Here is a 15,459-nt window from a genome sequence, read left to right on the forward strand (position 1 = left end):
TAGATTGCAAGCAGTTGGGCATACTGAAGGGTATAAAAGACCTTCAGGAGGCATAACATGGCTGTAAACTATATATGCAGGTATTGCAAAACGCATATCGGTTCGATTGACAATGCACTTGTTTCCGAGCAGCAGCTGGGCTTGCATTCCTTGACCGCTGATGAGCGTAACGATATGATTACGTATAATGGAAATGGTGATCTCGTTGTTCATCTGGTATGCGATTACTGCAACGAAGCGTTAAACAGTAACCCTGAGCTGAATCTTGTTAACAATCCATTACAATAGGTGCAGAGATTCACTAGATACAGACAGACATATGATTAAGCAGCGACAGCCGTCCATAAGACAGCATTGTTTTATGGAGGGCTTGTTTGCGCAGTTATGTATAAGATTTTTACAGCACGGGTTACGACGCTTGTAGCTGAGAAATGAGGTGCCTCAACGTTTTGAAAGCGCTAATTGATTTATTTGCTGAAGATTCGGAATTAAAATCGGTCGTCACTGGGTTTGCCAAAGGGATGAAGGAGCAAATGGTTTCCGGCCTTGCCGGCTCATCTCGTCAAGTTTTTCTTGCTGCTCTGCAGCAGCAGCTTGACAAACCTTTGCTTGTCGTTACGCATAATATGTTCTCTGCACAAAAGATAGCAGAGGACTTGCATGATTTACGTGAAAATGTGCTGCTCTACCCTGCCAACGAGCTTATGGCGGCAGAAGCAGCTATATCCAGTCCAGAAACGCTTGCACAGCGCATGGACGTGCTAATCTCGCTAGCTAAGGGCTTCCGCGGGATTGTTGTCGTTCCTTTCTCAGGCATCAGACGCTATTTGCCGAGCAAGGATGCGATCATTGAGGCTGAGATGCCGATAAAAGTAGGCGAAGAGCTTGCGACTGAAAGCTTTATTCAGAAGCTTGTAGAGCTTGGCTATACTAGAGCAGATATGGTGGAAACGAAGGGCGAGTTCAGCGTTCGCGGCGGAATTATTGACTTCTACCCGCTTACTTCAAAGCTAGCGATTCGGGTAGAATGGTTTGGCGACGAAATAGATTCCATTCGTACCTTTGATACGACGGATCAGCGTACAGTTGATCGTATGGAGCAATATGTGGTGCCTCCCGCTCAGGAAATTCTCGCTTCCCGTGAGCGCATGACGACAGCGGCCCGGCATGCGGCCAATCTACTAGAAGGTCAACTGGACAAGATGAATGACCGTACAGCGAAGGAAAAGCTGCGCGAGGAAATTGGCGCCGAGCTGAACAAGCTGAGAGAGGGCATCTACTTTTCGGAAATCTATAAATATATTTCCTTGCTCTATCCTGAAAAACAAACGATCATCGACTATATGCCGGCAGACACGCTGCTCGTGCTCGATGAGCCGAGCCGCTTAATTGAGACAGCGAGACAGCTTGAGCGTGATGAGACGGAATGGAACTTGCATTTGCTGCAAAATGGAAAATCATTGCCAAGCCTGGTGCTGGCTCGCGATACGAATGAAATATTGCAGCATCGCCCGTATCAAACATTGTTTTTGCAGCTGTTTTTGAAGCAAATTCCGCATACTCAGCCGCAAAACATCGTGAACATTACGACGCGCACGATGCAAAACTTCCACGGGCAAATGAATGTGCTCAAGTCGGAGATGGAGCGCTGGCATAAGCATGGAAGCCATATTATGATGCTTGCAGGCAACAAGGAGCGTCTGGATCGGATGCGCCGCGTGCTGGAAGACTATGATATATTAAAGCCAACTTTGCTAGAGGGCAATTTGCAGCAGGGCTTTGAGCTGCCTTCCTCCAATTTGGTGGTCATTACCGAAGGCGAAATGTTTACGCAAAAGCAGCGCAAGGCCAGACGCGTAGACAAGAAGCTAGACAATGCCGAGCGAATTAAAAGCTACACTGAGCTTAAGGTAGGTGATTACGTCGTTCACCAAAACCACGGTATCGGTAAATATGTTGGCATCGGCACCTTGGAAATCGGCGGCATTCACCGCGATTATTTGCATATTGTCTATGCAGGCGGCGACAAGCTGTCAGTGCCTGTTGACCAGGTTGATTTGATTCAGAAATATGTCGGCTCTGAGGATAAGGAGCCGAAAATTAATAAATTGGGCGGTACGGAATGGACGAAGGCGAAAAGCAAGGCGCGCGCCTCTGTTCAGGACATCGCCGATGATTTGATTAAGCTGTACGCAGAAAGACAAGCTACACCGGGCTATGCTTTTGGGCCGGACACGACCTATCAGCAGGAGTTTGAAGCGATGTTTCCGTATGAAGAAACAACGGATCAGCTGCGTGCAATCGAGGAAATTAAGCGCGATATGGAGAAGGCCCGTCCAATGGACCGCTTGCTGTGCGGCGATGTCGGCTACGGCAAAACTGAGGTAGCGATCCGCGCTGCCTTCAAGGCGGCCATGGAAGGCAAGCAGGTAGCTGTGCTCGTGCCTACAACGATTCTTGCGCAGCAGCACTATGAGACGTTCAAGGAACGATTTAACGGTTATCCGATCAATGTGCAGGTTATGAGCCGCTTCCGCTCGCGCAAGGAGCAAAACGACACGATCAAAGGCTTGAAGAACGGTACCGTAGATGTCGTAATCGGCACGCATCGCCTGCTGTCGCAGGACGTAGTGTTCTATGCATTGGGGCTGGTCATCGTCGATGAGGAGCAGCGCTTTGGCGTTACGCATAAGGAAAAGCTGAAAAAGCTTAAAACAAGTGTCGATGTGCTGACGCTGACAGCGACGCCAATTCCGCGCACGCTGCATATGTCGATGCTTGGCGTACGCGATCTGTCGGTCATTGAAACGCCGCCAGAGAATCGCTTCCCGGTGCAAACCTATGTGCTGGAGCATAGCCCTGCTATGGTGAGAGAAGCGATTGAGCGCGAGCTGGCGCGCGGTGGACAGGTATATTACTTGTTTAACCGTGTACAGGGCATCTATCAAATGGCCGAGGAGATTAATATGCTGGTGCCGGAAGCGCGCGTTACAGTCGGCCATGGCAGAATGAGCGAGCAGGAATTGGAGAAAACAATTCTTGATTTCCTTGATGGCGAATCCGATGTGCTCGTTAGTACATCGATTATCGAGACAGGAGTAGATATTCCGAATGTTAATACGCTAATCGTGCATGATGCTGACAAGATGGGACTGTCCCAGCTTTATCAGCTGCGCGGCCGTGTAGGGCGCTCCAATCGAATCGCTTACGCCTATTTTACGTATCAGCGCGACAAGGTGCTTACAGAGGTCGCCGAAAAGCGTCTGCAGTCGATTAAGGAATTTACAGAGCTCGGTTCCGGCTTTAAAATTGCGATGCGCGACCTTTCCATACGCGGAGCGGGCAATCTGCTCGGTGCGGAGCAGCACGGCTTTATCGCTTCTGTCGGCTTTGAAATGTTCTCGCAAATGCTGGCTGAGGAAATTAAGCTGAGAAAGCTGAAAATGGAAGGCGAAGAGGTCGAGGAACAAAAGCAAGTGCAGACGGCGATCGATTTGAGCGTCGATGCTTATTTGCCGAACGAATATATTTACGACAGCATGCAAAAAATTGAAATCTATAAGAAAGCGGCATCGATTAGTTCCATTGAGGAATCTGATGAGCTAATTGGCGAGCTGCTGGACCGCTTTGGTGATCTGCCGCAGCCTGTTATGAATTTAATGACGGTTGCCCGCTTAAAGGTGCTTGGTTCCTCCTTGGGCATAGCAAGCATTGGAGGCCGTGGTGATGATTTCCGTCTTACATTCGAGCAAGCGCCTAAGAAAAAGTCGATTCGCAAGGATATCGACAAGCTTTGTATGAAGCTGGAAAACCGCTTCAAGCAAGCTCGCGAGGAGGAGTCTCCGTATTACATTGATTTGCGCGGCAAAGGGCTGGACATGGAGCAGAAGCTGCATTTGACAGAGAAGTTTTTGTTCGAGTATATCGATGTGGTGCAAATGGAATCGCAATTGCATAAGACGATTTCATAATTCGAAAATTCGCTTTTTATTTATTGAATCTGCTACAATGAGTAGCAGATTCTATTTTTGAAAGGGGCTTGTACATGCTTTACAATTTCACTACAAATAAAAGAAATAAATGGTTAATGCTACTGCTATCAGCAGTGCTGACAATCAGTTTGCTTTCTGCTTGCGGCAAGGATGAGCTAAATCCATCGCTTGCGTTTGAAGATGTAGAAGGAGGAGAGGTTGTTGCTACCTATAAGGACGGCACAGTTACCGATCTGGAATTTAACAAATTTAAGTCAGCGTTAGCCTTTACCCAAGGCATGGACCCGACGATACTCGACATGGAAGGCTACCGTGAATATATACTGGAGCAATATGTAGTGTATAAGGTGCTGTCAGGCCGTGCGAATCAAGAGCAGCAGGACGCAGCAAAGGAAGATGCGCTGGCTAGCTGGGCGAGCCTTGAGGAGTATTTGAAAAGCGTTGGTGACGTTAAGGATCAGTTGAAAACCTATAACCTGACAATCAATGATGTTGCTTCGTTTCTAATGATGGGCAGCGCCGTTACTAAGTATATCGATTCGCAAATAACTGATGAAATGATGAAAACAGAGTATGACGAGAATAAAGCGGACTATACGTTGTATGATATTCGTCAAATCGTTGTAAATCTTGCTGTACAGGACCCAACTACGGGAGAGGTTACAGTTACACGTACAGAAGAGGAAGCGCTGGCACGTGCACAAGAGGTGAAAGAAAAGCTCGAAGCTGGCGGCAGCTGGGATGAGCTGGCTAAACAATATTCCGACGATACAACTACGAAAGAAACAGGCGGCGTCTACACTGACTACATGGGTGGCAGATGGTACGAGCCTGTTAAGGAAGCAGCATTTACACAAGAGTTGAACAAAGTTGGCGAGCCTGTGCTTTCTGCAGTTGGCTACCATGTGATTCAGGTGGAAGGCCGCGATATTTTGGAATATGAATCAATTGCAGATACAACGAAAGATATGATTCGTTATGTGCTGTCCAATCAAGTAATGGACAACTTCATGAAGGATGAGCTGCCTGGCTATGAGCTCAATATTACATTGCCTCCTGTGGAAGGCGCTGAGCAAGGTGAGGGCGCAGAGAGCGGCGATGGTGGCGCAGCCAACGAGCAAAATGGTGAAGCGGATGGAGCAGCTAATGACACTGCGACAGACGATGCAGCCAATGACGCCGGCACTGATGCTTCCGGCAATGCAGCCAATGATTCTGCAACTAATGAAACAAAAACCGATGAAGCTGCACAGTAAACAATAGTTCAGCTCGAAGCAAATGATAAAGGTTAATGAATGCTAATCAAAAAGAGGCTTGTTCAGATTGTCAGTTTTCGTTGACTTTCTCGACAAGCCTTTTGTTTATTCGGCAAATTCCAGCCTATTTCGCTACTGTAAAAAGTAATCCACCGATGTATAAGATGTCAAATAAGGATGAATACTATGGTCAGATTCAAATTTTGGCTGCGCTGTAGCAAAAAGCTAAAAGGTGTTTTTTTTACAGCAATGATGGGCATGCTATATTCATCGCTGAAATTGGCGCGCGGTGTGGTCTGAAACATATGTACATTTGGTTTACTTATACAAGCGGCTTTTCACGCCATGTTAATCGATGTGAAAGAGAGGTATATTAGGATGAAAGCTACTGGTATTGTTCGTCGTATTGACGATTTAGGTCGTGTTGTTATTCCTAAAGAAATTCGTCGCACGTTAAGGATTCGTGAAGGCGATCCATTAGAGATTTTTGTTGATCGTGATGGTGAGGTTATTCTGAAAAAATATTCACCGATTGGTGAGCTTGGTGATTTTGCGAAGGAGTATGCTGAATCTTTGTTTGAAAGCGTCGGACATACGACAATCATTTCCGACCGTGATTCCATTATTGCAGTGGCAGGAGCTTCTAAAAAAGAGCTGCTTGATCGTCCAATTGGACAAACACTGGAAGCATGTATGGAAAATCGCAAAACATCTATAGAAACAAACAATGGAAATTACGAAATTATTAAAGATCACCATGACAACTATAGCTCTTATGTAATAGCTCCAATTATTGCTGGTGGCGATCCGATTGGAACAGTTGTCATTATTAGCAAGGACGAAGGAACAAAGGTCGGACAGCTTGAGCAGAAGATGGCTGAAACAGCAGCGGCATTTCTTGCAAAGCAGATGGAACAATAATCGACATTTTTCCACGTGGAACATATAAGCTTCCTCAGCCAACAGCAGTTAAGATGGCAGAGGAAGCTTTTTTCACCTATAATGAAGGGATGGTGGTTGTAGTTGAAGGTTGGAAAGTAGTGTGATACTGGTTTGAGCATAAAAAGAAAATGGCTGAAGCTGACGAGCTATGGAGCGTTATGGCTAACGGCGGCTACACTGCTGACGAAGCTAATAGGTGTGCTGCAAAAAATACCGCTGCAAAATTTGGCTGGAGATTCAGTATTTGGCATTTATAATATCGTTTATCCCATTTATCAAATGATGATGGCTTTAGGCATTGCAGGGATACCAACTGCGCTTGCGTCTTATATCGCGATGCAGCCTCCGCTAGAGCGTGAACGCACATTGCGTGTTGGCTTAACCATCAGCAGCGCTGCATCGCTTATTATGGCAGTAATTGGCTTTGCAGCAGCGCCATGGCTAGGCAGCTTGATTGGACATAAAGAGGTGGTCAGCTCCTTGCGTGTGCTTGCGCTTGCGCTGTTGATTACGCCATTGATTGCGGTATACCGCGGCTATTATCAAGGCCTGGACGATGCGAAAACTTCCTCCCTGTCGCAGCTGCTGGAGCAGCTCATTCGCGTAGCTTGCATGGTGCTGCTGCTATGGCTTGGCTTAAAGCTCGACTGGTCCGATGCGACCATGTCGGCTGCTGTAATGTGGGGTTCCGTTATTGGGGCGCTTGCAACCCTGCTCTGGTTTTGGCAGCGCAAGCCTAAGCAGCCCAAACAGGAAGACACATCGACCAGTTGGATAAAGGAAGGCGCAGTGCTCTTAAAGCTGGCGCTGCCAACTGCACTGGCGGCAATTGTTGTGCCGATGGTGGCAGTAGTTGATGCGCTAACTATTCCTCGTCTACTGGCGGATAGCGGTGTCCAGGGGACAGAGGCGATGGCGCAATTTGGACAATACAGCAGAATCCAACCGCTGATTCAGCTCGTTTCAATGCTGCTTGCCGCACTAGCTGCCGGATTTCTGCCGCGCTGGGTCAAGCAGGAACGAGATGGAATAGCTGGGCATTGGCTGGGTACTCGCTTGCTGCTGATGCATCGTATTGCGTTGCTTATAAGCTTTGGCGCTGCTGCCGGCTTGTACATTTTGTCGGAGCCAATTAATATCGCGCTGTACAAAGACGCTGCAGGCATCGCAACCTTTCGCCTGCTCGCTATTTCTACTGCAGCAAGCTGTGTGCTTGCTGTTCAGGCGCCGTTGCTGCAGGGAGCGGGAATTACACGGCTATCGATTTGGCTGGTCATTATTGCAGCCGGCAGCAAGGCGCTGTTAAACGGCTGGCTGGTGCCGATACACGGAATTGAAGGAGCGGCACTAGCTGCCAATCTATCGCTGCTAGTGCCGGCTGTAATCGGCGGCTGGGCATTGTATCGCACAGTTCAGCCAATAAATGGCGTACCTTACAACATGCTGACAATAGTAAACCGTGAGCTGGCTCGTCCATTGCTTGCCGCCAGCCTTGGTATGCTTATTATGCTGGCTGCGCTGCGGCTGCTGAAGCAGCTGTGGCCGCAGGAGCTGGAAACAAGATTGGATATGACCGCTTATATATTGGTTGCAGTTGTGATAGGAGCATCCTTGTATGGACTTGCTATGCTTCTCAGCCGCGCCATAACGGCAGAAGAGCTGAGACGGCTAGGATGAGTGGACATTAGCATGGAAATACACCAGGTTTCGTTATAACATAACCAGGGATAGCTTCAGTAGCGGTAATGCCTTGCGTTATAGCAGATAGGAGGAGAAAGATAAGTATGCAGATTTCGGTTGTTGGATTAGGATCAGGAGGCGCGGAGCAGCTCACGCTCGGCATTTGGAAGCTTCTGCAAAGCGCAGACCAGCTGTTTATACGAACGAAGCACCATCCTGTAATGGCTTTGCTTGACGAGGAGTCGATCGGCTATACGAGCTTTGATGATGTATATGAGCGTCATCACAATTTTCCGGACGTATATGAGGAGATCGTTGCAGCATTGATCGATCATACGAAAGAGCTGGCAGCACAAGGGAAAGCCGCTCATGTAGTGTACGCTGTGCCCGGTCATCCAATGGTTGCTGAAAGTACAGTTCAGCAATTGCTGGCTCGCTGTGAGACTGAAGGGATCAAGCTTGACATTCGCGGTGGTGAAAGCTTCCTGGATGCAGCCTTTGCCGCACTGCGCTTCGATCCGATCGAAGGCTTTGCTTTGCTTGATGCAGCGGATTTGCAGCCTGCTCAGCTGCAGCCACAGTTGCATACGATCATCGGTCAGGTGTATGATCAATATACGGCGTCAGATGTTAAGCTAGCGTTGATGGAGCGTTACCCGGATGATTACGAGGTAATCGTTGGACATGCTTTAGGCGTAGCGGAACAGGAGCAAATCATCAAGCTGCCGATCTATGAATTAGATCGCATAGAAGGCTACCACAATTTATCGATTATTTATGTGCCTCGCTCTACAGATGATGCATTGCGCAATCGCACCTTTGATCGTCTGCATGAAATTATAGCCGTATTGCGCGGGCCTAATGGCTGCCCGTGGGATATGGAGCAAACGCATCAATCGATTCGCAAAAATTTTATCGAGGAGCTGTATGAGGCGCTTGAAGCAATTGATGCCGATGATCCTGCGGCGATGCAGGAGGAGTTCGGCGATGTTCTGCTGCAAATTATGCTGCATAGTCAAATGGAAGAGGAGCTGGGCAGCTTTTCCGTTTACGATGTGCTGCAATCATTGAATGAGAAGCTGATCTACCGTCATCCGCATGTATTTGGCGAGAACTCTGCCAGCGACGCAGAGGATGCGCTGAAAAATTGGGAGGCTATGAAAGCAAAAGAGCAGGAGGAAAAAGGAATTGCTGCGACACGGCCTTCTGTGCTGGATGGCATTCCTAAGGACTTGCCGGCTATATTAACGGCTTACAAGCTGCAAAAAAAAGCTGCCAAGGTAGGCTTCGATTGGGATTCGATCGAGCCGGTGCTCGATAAAATTGCTGAGGAGCTGGAGGAGCTTAAAGCGGAAATTGCTTCTGGTAATGTGGACAAGCAAGCTGCAGAGCTAGGTGATCTGCTGTTCGCTGTCGTAAACGCATCGCGCTTTATAGACGCTGACCCGGAACAGTCGCTAGCACGCACAAATCTCAAATTTAAAACTAGATTTCAATATATTGAGGAGAAGCTTCGTATAAATGGCAAAAGCTTTGACCATACTAATCTAGTAGAGATGGATCAATGGTGGGACGAAGCAAAGAAGATATTATAGAGGAAGTTCAAAATGTACGGCTTTGATGACGAAGCCAAGCTTAAGAGGATTACTCGACATCGAATATGAAACGCTGCCGAAAACTGCGGTGCTCACGTAGGTCTCTCTACGCTGCGCTCCTCGTTTTCTAGCATCGTCTCATCTTCTCGGTCCTGAAAGCCGAACATTTTGAACGCTCATTATAAGGGGAAGTTCAAAATGCGCTGCTTGATGACGAAGCTACATTTTGAACCTCTTTATAGACTAAAGTCGTCAAAATCATCGCTTATTCAGCAAATCTTGTAATTTTTTAATAGATGCAAGAAGGATTTTGTAAACTTTAGTTGAATTAATATTCTTCGTGAGAACAGAACATACATACTGCGACTCACTATTAGGCGCTAGCCCCATACTATGGATATATTGTCAGGAGGAATATAAGAGATGAACAAAACAGATCTAATCAATAACATTGCTGAAAAAAATGGCCTAACTAAACGTGATGTTGAAACGGTAATTAATGGTTTTCTAGCTGAGGTAACAGAAGCTCTGTCTAAAGGCGACAAAGTACAATTGATTGGCTTCGGTACGTTTGAAACTCGCAAACGTTCTGGCCGTGTTGGTCGCAACCCGCAAACTGGTGAAGATATCAACATTCCTGAATCTACAGTACCTGCTTTCAAAGCTGGTAACAAGCTGAAAGAAGCGATCAAGTAATCGATGCGCCTCGATAAATTTCTCAAGGTATCGAGACTGATCAAGCGACGGACGGTAGCTAAGGATGTGTCCGAGCAAGGACGCGTTTGGATTAACGGCCGAGAAGCTAAGGCAAGCAGCACGGTGAAGGTAGGCGATGAGCTGCAAATCCAGTACGGTCAAAAGATCGTAACGGTAAAAGTGGAGCGAATTGCTGAAACGACACGCAAGGATGAGGCAGCCGAGATGTATACCTTGTTGAAAGAAGAAGCACGCCCAAAAGAGAATCTTCTCGAGTGGGAATAGACAGACAAGAGAGTAAGCTGATATTAACAGCTTGCTCTCTTTTTTTGTTCTAAACTGGCTCCTGCTTCCATACGTTAGAGTAATGAGATTAATGGAAGTGGAGGACGAGTCTATGTCAGAACTGCAGAAAAAGCAGAAGCAGCAGGATGTAAAGCTAACTAATCGCAAGCTGCTCGAGCTTACAGGGGTGACGAAGGTCGAAAGCTTTGACAATCAGTTGTTTTTGCTTAATACTGAGCTTGGCATGCTGACGGTTACAGGGCATAATCTGCATATGAAGCATCTCAGTTTGGAACAGGGCTTGGTCGCGATAGAAGGTTCAATTCAATCACTCGCCTATTCTGATGGAGCGTCTGCCAACAAAGGCAAGGGCTTATTAGGCAAGCTGTTTCGATGAACTTAACGATTCAATGGCTTACGCTGGGAGCAATGCTGATGTCGGGAATTGGCATGGGAATTTTGTTTGACGGCTATCGGGTAGTGTCGTCTGAACTGAAATTCCCTCGCTGGACTTTATCATTGCTTGATTTGGCGTATTGGGTGGTCTCCGCTATTCTGGTGTTTCGAATGCTATATGTAAGTAATAGTGGCGAGGTACGAGCATATGTATTTATCGGACTAGCTATAGGAGCACTTCTCTATTATTGGTTGTTCAGCGCCTATACAACAGCGTTGACGCGCTGGATCATTCGCGCGATTAAGTGGCTGATTGCCCTCATTATTCGTATTTTTCACATCTTTCTCATTAAGCCAATTGTATTTATATGGTCCGTGCTATTATATTTAATAAATCTTGGGACTAAGTTCACTATTGGCATCGGGAAAATTATGCTACAATTATTGCAACCTATCTTTAAATTAGTGCTGTGGCTATTGTCGCCGATTACGAAGCCGTTAGGCAGGTGGCTTTCACCATTTTGGAAGAGGCTCAGCTCAAATGATAGGCTGCAACATTTGTGGCGGGCAGCTACTAGCAAGCTGCGGTCATGGCTAAGGAGGAAGTAGCACATGGTGCAATCCAAAACTGTACAAGCTGCAACAAAGCGCAGACTGAAAATATGGCTATTTCTCATCGTAGTATTTTTGGCTTGGGCAATGTATACCGTATTTAACCAAGCGAATCAAAAAGATGAACTAAACGAGAAACTAATGTCTCTTGAAGCGGATCGCAACGCTCTGCAGCAAGAGCTTGATCAACTGGAAAAAGACGTCATGCTGCTCAATGACCCCGAGTATATGAGTCAGCTGGCCACGAAAGAACAAGGCATGGTAAAAGAAGGAGAGCAGCAAATTTTTAGTGAGTGACCGCGGCGCCTGTCTGTTGACCTTGTTTCGTTCCTTCGGTTATAATCACGATATAAGCTACCTGTTATGCTAGTCGCTGACAGAAACGCTTAATAATACTTTAAGAGAGGAACATTTTATTTTATGGCAATTGAAGTGGGCGCCAAATTAGAAGGAAAAGTGACAGGTATTACAAATTTCGGAGCTTTTGTTGATCTATCCGGAGGAGTCACTGGGCTGGTTCATATTTCTGAAATCGCTGATAACTACGTCAAGGACGTAAAGGATCATCTGAAAATTGATGATATCGTTACAGTGAAAGTCATTAATGTGGACAAAGATGGCAAAATCGGCCTATCGATCAAACAAGCTGTTGAACGTCCAGCAGGGGAGCAAGCCGCATCTTCTCAATCAGGAGGACATAGCGGAGAAAGATTTAATCGTGCCGGCGGTAGCGGATCCTTCGAACGAGGCGGACGTCCATTCAACAAGCAGGGCTTTGGTAAGCCAAATCATAATAAAACTTCATTTGAGGATAAAATGTCTAAGTTCTTAAAGGATAGTGAAGAGCGCATTTCATCTTTGAAAAAGAATACAGAAGGCAAACGCGGAGGTCGTGGCGCTAAGCGCATGTAACGAAATCTGATGTGTTGAAATAACAAGCAGAGCATATGCTCTGCTTTTTTGTTTTGTCTAAACACGCCACGGATACCCATTTGGCAAATGCTACTGTCGAGCGCTCGCTAGAACAAAAACTTTCAGTCACTTTTCACCATCTGCACACGTAAGTCACGTTGTTTCGTCATCAATTGGCTCGACTTCCGACAAGCACGGCTGAGCGCTTCAGCTTGCGGTGTAAGCTATAATCCCTTGACTGCGCTGGCATTGCAAAAATTCCGACAGCAGCTGCGAGCCATACATTTTTGTCGGAAAAAACTTTTTGCTTGGCTACGCCATCTGACAAAAATTGTTTGGACGAGCCTCTATAATGAGGAGCACGTGAGAAAACCTCAGCCGAGGTGTTCCGAGAAAAATAATGGTGGTGTAAAGCATGAAGAAAAGTGAAAGTGTTCTGATGCGGGTAAGTTTTAGTGAGCGATTGCTGCAGCACAAATGGGTGCAGGCTGCTTACGAGCTAGTAGAAAGCAGGAAATGGCATATTATCCTGGTTGGACTTGCCTTTTTGCTTGGCCGAGCTGTTATTTTGGAATCGTTGATGTCCTTTGCTGTTGCCTACTTTGCCGTTATTTACTACATGCGACGAGATCTTGCGCTTTTCTCTGGCCTGGCAATTGTGCTCGGCAGCATGCTCTCGCTCAATCCTGCTCCTTTATGGATTGCATTGGAGCTGCTCGTTGTCTACTTGCTGTTTCGCGGCCTGCAGGCCTTTGAGAAGGTTTCAATATCCAAGGTTCCGCTAATCGTATTTATTTCAGTCATTTTAGTGCAGCTGTTTCATGCATTTATAGGCAATTCCGTAGATTGGTATCGGCTAATGATGGTTTTTATAGAAGCCGCACTCGCCTTTGTGCTTACGCTCGTTTTTATTCACGCATTGCCAGTCATTACATTAACCCGCAAATCAGCCAAGCTTAAAAGTGAAGAAATGATTTGCGTAATGATTCTGCTTGCTTGCGTCATGACAGGAACGGTTGGCTGGGTTGTGCAGGGGATATCGGTTGAGCATGTGCTTTCACGATATATGCTGCTAGTTTTTGCCGTTGCCGGCGGCGCGCCACTAGGGGCAACCGTTGGCGTTATTGCCGGGCTCATTATTAGTCTTGCTGATTTTAGCGCGGTGCTGCAAATTGGCGTGCTCGCCTTTGCCGGTTTGCTGGCAGGCTTGCTGCGCGAAGGTGGCAAGATGGGAGCGGCGTTCGGCTTGCTGCTCGGCTCTACGATTCTAACCGTATATGTAGGCAGCCAGGAGCAAATGTTCACCTCTGTCTGGGAGTCTTCGCTTGCAGCCCTGCTGCTAGTCTTCACGCCAAAAGCGATGATTCAAGCCATTAGCAAATATGTGCCCGGCTCAGTCGAGCATACCAAGTCGCATTACGAGTATGCCAAGCATGTACGAAATGCTACGGCATCACGGGTGTTGCATTTTTCCGAAATGTTTAAAGCGCTGTCCAACAGCTTTTATCCAAATTATATAAATGAAAAGGAGCTTGATCATGATGAACAGGTCACTAAATTTATGGAAGCGGTGGCAGACGAGAGCTGCGCCAATTGTCACCGGCAAAAGGTTTGCTGGGGGGAGAAGCTGTTTCAAACTCGAAAAATGATGGGAGAGATGATGAGCAGTATGGAAGCAGGCAGCCGCGGCATGAAGGAGCTGCCGAAAGCATGGCAAAGCCACTGCATTCATGTGCAGGAGGTGCAGCACGCGATGCGGCATCAATATGAGCTGCATCAGATTAATTATAAATGGCAAAGGCAGCTGCATGAGCTGAAAGGGTTAGTTGCGGATCAACTGCTAGGCGTATCTCAGGTAATGGAGGATCTGTCGCAGGAAATTAAGCGCGAGGGGCAGGCATTGCACGTACAGGAGGAGCAAATAAAGGAGGCGGTGGAGGAGCTCGGCTTATCGATTCATAGCATTGATATTATTAGCCTGGAGGTGGGAAATGTAGAAATTGAAATTCAGCATACATTTGAGCAAGGGTTTGAGGAATGCCGTAAAATTATTGCACCGCTGCTGAGTGAAATTTTAGGCGAAAATATTACAGTGCGCAGCGAGTCGGCGGTATCGCCGCATAGTGAGCTGCAGCGCGCCATTTTAGCTTCAGCCAAGCAGTTCGAGGTCGATATAGGTGTAGCAGGTGTAGCGAAGGGAGGAGATTTGCTATCGGGAGACAGCTTTAGCATGATGGAGCTGGATAGCGGCAAATTTGCAGTGGCAATAAGCGATGGAATGGGCAATGGCGAGCGTGCGCGGCAAGAAAGCAGCGCGGCGCTCAACATCCTTCAGCAGTTGCTGCAGTCAGGCATGAATGAGCAGCTTGCCGTCAAATCAGTCAACTCGATTTTGCTGCTGCGTTCGCCTGAGGAAATTTACGCAACGGTTGATTTGGCCATTATTGATCTGTACTCAGCTAATACAACCTTTCTCAAAATTGGTTCGACACCAAGCTTTATTAAAAGGGGGAATGAAGTAATTCCGATTATCGCCAGCAATTTGCCAATTGGCATTATTCAAGAAATTGATGTTGATTTTATTCATATGACGCTGCAGCCAGGCGATCTGTTAATTATGATGAGCGATGGCATTTATGATGCGCCTGGCTATGCAGTCAATAAGGAGCTGTGGATGAAGCGGGTGATTAGCGAGCTGCGCAGCAATGATCCGCAGGAGATTGCTGACAGTCTGCTGGAAACCGTCGTACGTTTTCATGAGGGGGCGATTCATGATGATATGACCGTACTTGTTACGCGTGTAGATCGCTATGTGCCGCAATGGGCAACCTTCAAATGGCCGGGCGTTGGAAAAATCGAGCGTAAAAAAAGTGCAAGCTGAGCATAAAAGCTTGCTTTAAGCATAGATGAAGAGCACAACCCTTTCTAGCTTTGCCGCTGCGCAGGTTGGAAAGGGTTGTGCTGTGCGTGGAACAGATCAATATTAGCCATCCAGCACTTTACTCATGTATAATAAAACTTATGTAGAGCTAGATTGATAGGGTTAAGCTTCTCTCGTTCAGGCAATGCTAGTAATAGTTTGTCATGCTATTC

The 15,459-nt window shown here is 46.9% G+C and carries 13 protein-coding genes; all 13 read left to right on the forward strand.

Going from position 1 to position 15,459, the window contains the following annotated elements; translation table 11 throughout:
• Nucleotides 1-57 precede the first annotated feature (57 nt).
• The 13 genes from fin to spoIIE all read left to right on the forward strand — a co-directional run bounded on the left by fin (nucleotide 58) and on the right by spoIIE (nucleotide 15,247).
• Complete coding sequence (gene fin, locus KJS52_RS26315; protein WP_213520499.1) at nucleotides 58-288, forward strand: anti-sigma-F factor Fin; 231 nt, start codon at nucleotides 58-60, stop codon at nucleotides 286-288.
• Nucleotides 289-431: 143 nt separating this feature from the next.
• On the forward strand, nucleotides 432-3,971 hold the full coding sequence (gene mfd / locus KJS52_RS26320) for a transcription-repair coupling factor (RefSeq protein ID WP_213520501.1): 3,540 nt from the start codon (nucleotides 432-434) through the stop codon (nucleotides 3,969-3,971).
• Nucleotides 3,972-4,105: 134 nt separating this feature from the next.
• Nucleotides 4,106-5,248, forward strand: a complete 1,143-nt coding sequence (locus KJS52_RS26325; RefSeq protein WP_213520503.1) for a foldase protein PrsA — start codon at nucleotides 4,106-4,108, stop codon at nucleotides 5,246-5,248.
• A 378-nt stretch (nucleotides 5,249-5,626) separates the two neighbouring features.
• Entirely contained in the window at nucleotides 5,627-6,169 is a 543-nt protein-coding gene (gene spoVT, locus KJS52_RS26330; RefSeq protein ID WP_281425713.1) for a stage V sporulation protein T, read from the forward strand.
• A gap of 132 nt (nucleotides 6,170-6,301) precedes the next feature.
• Nucleotides 6,302-7,867, forward strand: a complete 1,566-nt coding sequence (locus KJS52_RS26335) for a polysaccharide biosynthesis protein (RefSeq protein WP_213520504.1) — start codon at nucleotides 6,302-6,304, stop codon at nucleotides 7,865-7,867.
• 101 nt (nucleotides 7,868-7,968) lie between these two features.
• On the forward strand, nucleotides 7,969-9,465 hold the full coding sequence (gene yabN / locus KJS52_RS26340) for a bifunctional methyltransferase/pyrophosphohydrolase YabN (RefSeq protein ID WP_213520569.1): 1,497 nt from the start codon (nucleotides 7,969-7,971) through the stop codon (nucleotides 9,463-9,465).
• Nucleotides 9,466-9,888: 423 nt separating this feature from the next.
• On the forward strand, nucleotides 9,889-10,161 hold the full coding sequence (locus KJS52_RS26345) for an HU family DNA-binding protein (protein ID WP_213520506.1): 273 nt from the start codon (nucleotides 9,889-9,891) through the stop codon (nucleotides 10,159-10,161).
• A 3-nt stretch (nucleotides 10,162-10,164) separates the two neighbouring features.
• Nucleotides 10,165-10,446: an RNA-binding S4 domain-containing protein gene (locus tag KJS52_RS26350; RefSeq protein WP_213520508.1), complete on the forward strand. Its 282-nt coding sequence runs from the start codon at nucleotides 10,165-10,167 to the stop codon at nucleotides 10,444-10,446.
• 112 nt (nucleotides 10,447-10,558) lie between these two features.
• On the forward strand, nucleotides 10,559-10,843 hold the full coding sequence (gene yabP / locus KJS52_RS26355) for a sporulation protein YabP (RefSeq protein WP_213520510.1): 285 nt from the start codon (nucleotides 10,559-10,561) through the stop codon (nucleotides 10,841-10,843).
• Nucleotides 10,840-11,451, forward strand: coding sequence for a spore cortex biosynthesis protein YabQ (gene yabQ / locus KJS52_RS26360; RefSeq protein WP_213520512.1), 612 nt, complete (start codon nucleotides 10,840-10,842; stop codon nucleotides 11,449-11,451). The genes yabP and yabQ overlap by 4 nt, the downstream gene beginning before the upstream one ends.
• 3 nt (nucleotides 11,452-11,454) lie before the next feature.
• Nucleotides 11,455-11,751: an FtsB family cell division protein gene (locus KJS52_RS26365; RefSeq protein WP_213520514.1), complete on the forward strand. Its 297-nt coding sequence runs from the start codon at nucleotides 11,455-11,457 to the stop codon at nucleotides 11,749-11,751.
• Nucleotides 11,752-11,874: 123 nt separating this feature from the next.
• Nucleotides 11,875-12,366, forward strand: a complete 492-nt coding sequence (locus KJS52_RS26370; RefSeq protein ID WP_213520516.1) for a S1 domain-containing RNA-binding protein — start codon at nucleotides 11,875-11,877, stop codon at nucleotides 12,364-12,366.
• Nucleotides 12,367-12,781: 415 nt separating this feature from the next.
• Nucleotides 12,782-15,247 carry a stage II sporulation protein E gene (gene spoIIE, locus KJS52_RS26375; protein ID WP_213520518.1) on the forward strand — a complete coding sequence of 822 codons (2,466 nt, stop codon included), beginning with the start codon at nucleotides 12,782-12,784 and terminating at the stop codon, nucleotides 15,245-15,247.
• Nucleotides 15,248-15,459 lie beyond the last annotated feature (212 nt).

The sequence above is a fragment of the Paenibacillus montaniterrae genome (genome assembly GCF_018403185.1).
GTDB classification, from domain to species: domain Bacteria; phylum Bacillota; class Bacilli; order Paenibacillales; family Paenibacillaceae; genus Pristimantibacillus; species Pristimantibacillus montaniterrae.